The following is an 8566-nucleotide window of genomic DNA, read 5'->3' on the forward strand; positions in this document are numbered from 1 at the left end:
GGTACCACAACCAACGTAGGATTCCTCTCCCGTGCGTTCTTCCCGTAAGAGAGCGAGACACTGCGATGCCCCGTGGTCGTTGGAGGCATACTGACGGATAGGCTCTAGGGCCTCATAGTTGATCGACCTTCCTCTCCCAGCCGTAGTATCCAATACCCGTTCTGTACACATTTTCATCATCTGTGATGTAGCGCTGATTTTGCGCTACATGGATGGCTAACGGGGCAGGTTAGTTCTATAAGAAAATAAGGTATCGAATCTAAAAAAGAACCTTTAATTAAAGGTCCTTTAATCAATGTGAGAACAAACAGTAATAGGAACCTAGCTGATAAACGCAATGTACTTTATTTCAGGTTAATATAACTTGGGCGAGTATATCTATATTTAGGGCGAGATTTTCGCGGGTCCATATATCCGCCGTTTATTTGGTGTCCAATAGAGCTTACAATTACTGTTGCTGTAAAGAGAAGTATTAGCTTCTTCAATTTAACAATCTTCTTTCTGTTTTTTATTTTTAAAGATTACACCCGGATATTTCTTACTTCAATAGACTTTTTAAAGATGTCGAGAAATTATAAATAAATATATCTGAAAACTGGGTTTATCCCTTTTTAAATGTAATTACAATTCCAATACAACATAATGAATAGGAACTGGAGTGTTTTTATGGCAGCAAAACAGGGACAAAACAGTGTGGAGCCGATTCGCGATCCAGAACAGATCCGGGCAATGAAAGAATATTTGTTGCATCAGTCTTACCGGGATTACTTTTGTTTACGTTCGGCATCAATTTGGGCCTGCGGATTAGCGATATCGTGCCACTCCGGGTCATGGACGTGAGGAATACGGAACATCTTCGAATCAAAGAAAGAAAAACGGGAAAAATCTGAAAAATTCGCATGACAGGCGCTTTGAAACAAGAAATCGAGAAATATACACGCCAGATGGCCGATTTGGGCCACCTTTTTCCTTCTAGAAAGATAATATCCAATCTGTTGTGAAACGTTGTGGCGGATCATTAACGGGGCTACACGGGCGTGTGGGATTGAAAGCGCGATTGGCACCCATACGATGCGAAAAACCTTTGGCTATCACTTTTATCAGCAGACAAAGGATGTGGCCATGTTGCAGCAGATCTTTGGCCGTTCGCGCCCTTGGTTACCCTTCGGTATATTGGCATTAATGATGACATGGTGGACCAGGTATTAGAAATCTTTTCTTTGTAAGAAGTGCCCTACCCTCGATTGAAAGAAAAGGATATATGATTGAGAATACAGGCAGGATCAATCTTCTTGGCATCGAAATGTTTATGGCAGGAGGTGTTCCCATGAAAATCGGTGAAATACTTGAACTCACTCAAACAACGATGTCACTGGCAGAGATAGCACGTGATCAATTAACAATAGGCAAGTTACCTGCCACAAAAGCACTGAAAGTGGCAGGATGCTATTCGATTAATGGTAAAAAAGGATGGTATTATGAAGGAGACAAACGGGTTTTAGAGCAAAGTATTTACGATTTTGTAGCACTTAGCAAGCAAAAGGCTAGCTCTATAAATTATATTGCTAGCAATAATAATAATGAGGAAACAGCTACTAGCAAGCAAGTAGCGAGCAATAGCAAAGTGGAAAGCGAGTACGATTCTATTGATAAGCTCTTAATACAGAATGAACGTGATAGCAAGCAACGAGTATACAGGGGCTTTTATTGGAACACAGACATCATTGATTTTTTGGATAATGTGAAACATGGCAATAAATCGGATCTTATGAACGAAATTGTTCGTTCGGTATTGAAAGATAAAGGGCTGATATAATCGTACCCTGAAAATGAATACAGAAGGGAAGAGATGAAATGCCACATAAGATTACCTTAACAGGCAAGCCCGTAAGTCCATTACGTGAGAAAGGGGCTTACTATACCTTCGACATGGAGGAAAGTGGTTCCCCAGGACCTCCAAAGGGGCTCCCAAATAGCTCCACAATTACCTATACCGTATTTATCAATCAGAAACAGTTAAAGAAAGCCGGATTAACGGAAGAAAACATTCAAACACAAAAAGTTATGGTGCAAGGGGAGCCAACATTGGACGTACCAGTAGATGATTGCCCAGGTGAAATTGGGGTTACCTGCTTTCAAGTGTCTATCCTTCCTGAAAAACAAAAACAGAAAGATCCTGTTAAAGTGGAGTCGGTACCTGTGAAGGAAGAAGTAAAGGTGGAAGAGAAGCCAAAAGGACCAGAAGGAACAGAGGATTTCATTTCGCTTGAACAGATTCGTGTACCTGAAGAATTTTTAAATTCACGCCCGAATGCTGAAAAAACGCAGCAAGTTGTAGACTATGTAAAAAGGACAGGCCACTTAGATGAGCCGATCATGGTTAATCGGGAGACAAAGATCCTCACAGACGGCTACAGACGCTATGTCGTGGCTAAAAAAGTGAAAATGGATGTTGTCCCTGTTGCGTATGAAAAAATAAGCGTAGAAAACATATAAAAAAACATGTAAATCCCGATTTATCTAGGTAACAAGGGGATAAAATCGGGATTTGTTTTTAAAAATAATGCATCCGTTAGCCATTTATACAGTACAAAAATCAGTACTGTATAAATGGCTAGGAAAGGAAGCGAGGTCAATTAAGGTACCTTAGAGGATCTAGCTTCTTTTTTACTCATTTCATCCTTTCTATATTCCTTGAATGATCCATTTTTTTTGTATTTTAGCACTGTATCCTTACCCATGACATACAAAGAACGGGCAAAAAAAACGCCACTTTTGCTGCCGCGGATGGCTACGAGAACGCGTTCTTCCTTTTTTTCATCTTTTTCATCGTAAAAGAGTTTAATATACTCAATAGATCTTTGGCGTGGATGTAGGGAAATGTAATCGGGTGAAGAGATTATCTCTCTTAAATGATCTCCGTATTTCTCAAAATCTTCTGGGTGATCCTCCCTCATATTTATAAGGTTGGTTTCCCCCGAAAAAATGGGCGTGTTCGGTTGTATAGGCAAATTTAACGTATCGATTACAATTTCATTAATTGAACCAATTTTTTCTCGTCGTCTCATTCTTCGGTTCCCTCCTTTATCATCTTTTAAGAGTGTCTTACTTCGAATTGGATGGATTGAAGGTGAAGTGATTCTAGTCACACTTGAGCCATTAAAACTACATGGACTTTTAAATACGGCAGGCTTATCGATTTCTAACAGATGTATACTTAAATGGTTGGATCTCCTAAAAGTATATAAACGCTCGATCAATACGTCTTGTAACAATTGGCCAATATTGTGCAGTATCATCTCGGTTAACGGGTATTCTATTAGGGTTTGGCCATTGAAAGAAGTAGTGAATTTTTATTTTTTTCTTGTTAGGTTACGGGTTTTCAAGCTATAATGGAAATAATAGTAGTAATTTATCCTTGAAAGCACGTAGCGCCGCAACCTTCTCTTTTGAGATAATGACGGAAAGACGAGCATTAATGGTAAGTGGAGCTCATTAGGAGCAAAATGCGAAAAAAGAAGAAACATCAAAACAGGATAAGTTTGTCTTTTTTAAAAGACGTCAAAATGATATAAAAGGGCAACATCAAAAGACGTATTTTCAAATAGGTCTCTTTTTTGTGCGCTAAAATGTAAAAGAATACTTATGAAAACTTTTTGTTGGAAGGCTATTGGATGCGATATACTAAAAGCATAAATTGAATTTGTTTCGCTAGATATTGTCCCTTACACTATTGGTGTAGGAGCAGGCAAAAACTGGTGTGAAAAGTGTCAATGCCCCTGAAGATCCCACAAGGTGTGAGCAGATCAATAAAGGGATGAAAAGTATTTGTAGAATTCAGCAAGTAGTTTGCTGAACAAAAAAGTCTTAATCCTACATTGGTCGAGAGAGACGTGAATGAAAGCTCTATTTGAGCTATCTAAAAACTTAAACGTGCACCTTATCTAAAAGACGTATTCGATGAAAATAGGTCTATTATTTGTGTGCCTAAAAATAAAAAGAGTAGATTAAAAAATCAAAAGAAGGAAGGGGAAGTTAGTCAACCATTCAATTGGCTTTGAAAGTCATATAGTGAAGATGATTCATCAAAATGTGTGAGCAGGGCTGTAGTTAAGCTGTGCTCTTTTTGTTGTTTAGAAGTTGTCGCTTTAGTATTTGGGGTTGAGCGCGTGAGAGCGCTCGTCGAGCAACGCGAGAAGCGTCCGTGTCGCGGACGTTGCTGTGACGCAAGGAGCAAGAATGTGCCGGCGCCGGTACAACAATATGTAGGACGAGGGCTCAGCCGGATCACCTCGCAAAATAATGATTGCAAGGCTAAATCCAGGCACATTGATAAGTGAACAAGACTATTTTTAATCGCCCGCCTTATGCTTACTTGCCGTGCAAGCAAGCATAAGGCGGTGATTTTAAAAGATTTTGATCTTTAGGATTTATTAGGTGATGCCTTTTTAGATTATGTTTTATGAATGGAGGAATGGCATGGGAAAACGCCGTGGAAAACCAAGTTTAGCGTATCAAGTAAAAACATGCATTGAGGAGATCGATAAAATTGGCCAATCAAAGAGAGTGCTACGTAAGGAAGAGCAGCATGGGATTCATTCGATTGAACAGAAACGTCATACACTGAATGCTTGTCAGAATTTTGCTGCATGGACAAAAGAAACGTATGGCATTAAGCAGCTGTTTCATTTAACGGAACAGCACTATAAAGCCTATCTGGATCATTTGAAAATGAAGGGAACCGGGGCGGGGCATCGTCGAAATGTGGAAACGGCTTTGAGGCACTTGCAAAAAGGGTTAAACGCTCGTTCTGAGCGTTTTGGGAAAGGAAAGGTTATCTTTACACCGGAAAAGCGTCTTACCGCATACAAGGAGTTAAAACGGGCGGAGAATCGCTCTTATTCGGATGAGGAGTATAAAACGATTCGAAATAACGTGCCGGATGCTGTGCGACAAGCTGTAGGATTAATGCGGGAATTGGGGCTTCGGGTAAAGGAAGCAGCAAACGTGCGTGTTGAGCATTTTGTACGGAACCAAGATGGCTGGCGGTTAAGCATCGAGAATGGGAGTGGCATCACAAAGGGTGGCCGATTCCGTGAAACGCCTGTGCCAAAAGCATTTGAACCAGAAATGGAGGGAATGCTTCATGGAAAAGACCCTGAACAGAAGGTTTTGCCGATAAAAGCAGATACGATCCGAAGGGCCGTAAATTTGGCCTGTAAAAAAGCAGACATCGTTCAGGATAGACGAGGCTGTCACGGGTTTCGTCATGCATACGCACGGGGGCGCGTAGAAACGTTGATGAAAGACCAGGGATTAAATGAAAGAGGAGATAGAATGCTGCACCGGATTCTAACGAATCGGACAGAGAGAAAACAAGCAGATTACGGGATGGTGAGTAAGGAGGACAAGAAGTTGTTTAAAAAAGTGCGAGAAGTGGTGAATACCGTGCACTCGGAGATCGGTCATGGCAAGGATCGGTGGGACTTAGCAGAGGTTTATATGAAAAATTAAGAGTATAGACTATATTTGGTGTAGCGTCAGGAAAATTCGGATTTACAACGTTAAGAACTTTCAATTATAAAAATCCGTACTTATCTATGGAATAAAGAGATAAGTACGGATTTGTTTTTTACTAAAGCATTTCGTTAGTTCAACAACTATTACATTCGACAAAAAGCAAATCCCACTTATAGTCATCTAATTATTCTAATTAAAGTCTCCTGTATACTCATTGTTTTAAGGTATATTATTTGAATTTAACATTATGTGCAAAATTCAAATAATATTCCTTAAAATCCATTGTTAAACAATTATCTTTAATCATTGAGTTTATTTACTGTCTATATCCATTAGGCTACTCAAAAAATAATAGAGGCGAGAGAAAGTTTATACAAACAACACAATCTAGACTATTGTTTAGATTTTTATAAGCAAGCTAAGGTTTATTTGATGATAGTAACAGGTATATATAATAACAATGATATATTTTAAAGAGTTTTTAAAGGTTAATAAGTATAGTGATCGTTTAAAAATAAACCCTCGAAAAATATCCTTTATAGCGTAGATACAGATGTATCTGAGATTGGCGAAAAATAAGCTGGAACAATGTATTCGTATCGTCATCCATAGAATTGAGGCTAATCGGTATTACTTCAGTTTTTGAGTTAGCAGCAAGTCAATCATCTTTTTAGATATTCACACTGTATCGCTACTAGGTTGAAACATGAAGGAACATCGATCAGCCCTATTATAAATTTCAGATTCTTTGACAACAAAATCGAAGAAATTCTAAAGATCGTAAAGTCGTTTTACGAATAATTAAGAACAAATAAAATCAGGTGTCCAGACTACATGATTCTCTGAATAAGCAACCATGCGCAGAACGGCATGATTTCTCTCTTAACACATTCTTAATGAAAAGATTTATGATTGCTGATAAAGACTTCCTATGAATTGAGTTGGAGCTAAATGAACAAACTTTTTAAATCCTTTAATAAAATGTGCTTGATCATAATACCCGTTTTCATAAACAATATCTGCTAGATTATGATGGGTTTTTTCAAAAATCATGGCCAAAGAATTTTGAAATCTAACAATTTCACTAAATTGCTTTGGCGAAAATCCGATAGACTCTTCAAATTTTTTACGTATATAACGATCTGAGTATCCGGTATCTACTGTTAAATCATTAATATTGATGTTTCCATTAGCTAAGTAAATTTGGTTAATACAATAACCTACAATATTTTGAGAATGAGATTGAGGTGTTATACCATTAATAAATAATTCAAAGAGATGTATTCTATCAGCAAAGCTATCGCCTTTTAATATTTTTTCCATAAGGAAAGGATCTACAGATATAACATCATCTAAAGGTATTTTTTTGCCTAGAAGATCCCTCATTGAACAATTTATTTTGAGAAGCCCTTGCTCAGGCTGGAATCTAACTCCAAAATATTCACAGCCTTTTTGAAAACTCAACTGCTGCTCTCTCCGCTCCATTGGACTGGTCCAAAGAAAAATAGATGGATTTTTTGGACAACAACAAAACAGCAAGTCAAAACAACCATCAGGTATAAGTGCAAATGGATTTATTGATTCCTTTTGTGTTTTAAACTGATAATACAAGGCAATATCTTTACCTATGAGACGGTTTAATGGTCGCTGCTCGATGTATTCATCCATTTTATACTGAACTTCAGGTTGAGAAGGAAAATAAGTAAGGGCTTTCATGTTGTTTCACTCCTCTGATTCGTACATATTCAATACAGTGTATACTAACTAATGCCTCAAAGCTTTTTATTTAAACTACAAATCTATAGATACGCAGCCATGTCCACGTGAAACACATGTCAAAATGACATCCGATTCTTTCTTTTCTTCATCCGTAAGGAATGTATCTCTGTGGTCGACTTCACCATCTAATACATCAATTTGACAGCTGCCGCATCCACCAACTTTACAAGAATATGGCGCATCTATACCATTTTCTAATAAAACATCTAATAAAGTTTCTCCTTCAGGAACTTGAAGGACTTGATTGCTTTGATTCAATTTCACTTCAAAAGCATACAATGGACCAAAATCTGGCGGCGTAAAAAGTTCAAAATGAATACTGCTTTCAGGATATCCGTATGATTTTGCAGCTTCTGAAAACTCTCTTACCATTCCTTCAGTACCACAAAAATAAACGTGGGTTCCAATCGGTTGGTTCTTCATCACTTCTGTTGTCATTCTTCGATCTGTTCTCGAGAAATAGAAGTTGGTTTCGTCTGGATAAGTAGACGACAAGAATGAATGAAACGCACACAATTCTTTTGATGGAGCCGCATAGTGCAGTTCAAATGACTTTCCTTGCTTTTTCAAACTAGACGCCATAGCAATAAACGGCGTAATTCCAATACCTGCAGCAATAAAGACATGATGCTTAGCTCTAAAGCTAAGTGGAAAATGGTTTTTTGGGTAACTAATTTCTAGTTGATCCCCTTCTTTTATCTTGTCATGCCAATATACAGATCCACCTTTTGAGTGTGTGTTTCGGCCGACAGCAATTTGATAGTATTCATCTTGATCTATATCATTTGTTAATGAGTAATGTCGTTCAAGTAGTTCTTTTTCACTCTGAACCCTCGTCGTAATATGAGACCCTCCGCTAAAATGCGGCAACTTAGATCCATCTGCTGCCTTTAACTGAAAACTTTTAACTGATGGGGATTCAACGTTGATTTTATCTACAATGACATCAATTATAGCAGTATTCAATTTTGTCAACTCTCCTTTCCAAACTTAGTCAACATGAATATAACCTAAGTATGCATCTAATGTTTTTGAATAGTGTTCAGAAACGTCAAGAAGGGTATTACAAGGGAGCGTCAAGAATTTTGTGTAAATGACGGAATCGCTTTTCTTGTAGACCGTCATTTAGTCTGTTGTTTTGAACCTGGCTGCGAGCTCCGCACGTGCTTGATCGAAACCGATATGACATCGTGTAGCGAAGCGTTGGTTGTATTCTTCGAATCGTGAAACAAGGAATCGTTCCAGTGCTTCTTCGTTCGGGAACCGC

General features: G+C 38.3%; 6 protein-coding genes and 2 pseudogenes. 4 read left to right on the plus strand and 4 right to left on the minus strand.

Features of this window, described 5'->3' with window-relative positions; all coding sequences use genetic code 11:
• Positions 1-666 precede the first annotated feature (666 nt).
• The 3 genes and pseudogenes from AWH49_RS14715 (at position 667) to AWH49_RS14725 (ending at position 2496) form a co-directional block, all read left to right on the plus strand.
• A pseudogene (locus AWH49_RS14715) lies at positions 667-1226 on the plus strand (site-specific integrase).
• 101 nt (positions 1227-1327) lie between these two features.
• The gene (locus AWH49_RS14720; protein WP_063966337.1) at positions 1328-1816 is read left to right on the plus strand and encodes a hypothetical protein; all 489 of its coding nucleotides are present in this window, start codon (positions 1328-1330) and stop codon (positions 1814-1816) included.
• A gap of 38 nt (positions 1817-1854) precedes the next feature.
• Positions 1855-2496: a ParB N-terminal domain-containing protein gene (locus tag AWH49_RS14725; protein WP_063966338.1), complete on the plus strand. Its 642-nt coding sequence runs from the start codon at positions 1855-1857 to the stop codon at positions 2494-2496.
• A 140-nt stretch (positions 2497-2636) separates the two neighbouring features.
• Here AWH49_RS14725 and AWH49_RS14730 read toward each other — a convergent pair whose 3' ends face one another.
• Complete coding sequence (locus AWH49_RS14730) at positions 2637-3068, minus strand: PBECR3 domain-containing polyvalent protein (RefSeq protein WP_063966339.1); 432 nt, start codon at positions 3066-3068, stop codon at positions 2637-2639.
• A gap of 1411 nt (positions 3069-4479) precedes the next feature.
• On the opposite strand from AWH49_RS14730, the gene AWH49_RS14735 reads away from it, so the two are divergent.
• Positions 4480-5514 (plus strand): site-specific integrase, encoded by a 1035-nt coding sequence (locus tag AWH49_RS14735; protein ID WP_063966340.1) that lies wholly within the window; start codon positions 4480-4482, stop codon positions 5512-5514.
• A gap of 912 nt (positions 5515-6426) precedes the next feature.
• Here AWH49_RS14735 and AWH49_RS14740 read toward each other — a convergent pair.
• The 3 genes and pseudogenes from AWH49_RS14740 to AWH49_RS19770 all read right to left on the minus strand — a co-directional run.
• On the minus strand, positions 6427-7236 hold the full coding sequence (locus AWH49_RS14740) for a helix-turn-helix domain-containing protein (protein ID WP_034285163.1): 810 nt from the start codon (positions 7234-7236) through the stop codon (positions 6427-6429).
• 75 nt (positions 7237-7311) lie between these two features.
• Positions 7312-8265, minus strand: a complete 954-nt coding sequence (locus AWH49_RS14745; protein WP_063966341.1) for a PDR/VanB family oxidoreductase — start codon at positions 8263-8265, stop codon at positions 7312-7314.
• A 159-nt stretch (positions 8266-8424) separates the two neighbouring features.
• A pseudogene (locus AWH49_RS19770) lies at positions 8425-8566 on the minus strand (IS256 family transposase); the annotation flags it as partial.

It is taken from the genome of Domibacillus aminovorans (assembly GCF_001643235.1).
GTDB lineage: Bacteria > Bacillota > Bacilli > Bacillales > Domibacillaceae > Domibacillus > Domibacillus aminovorans.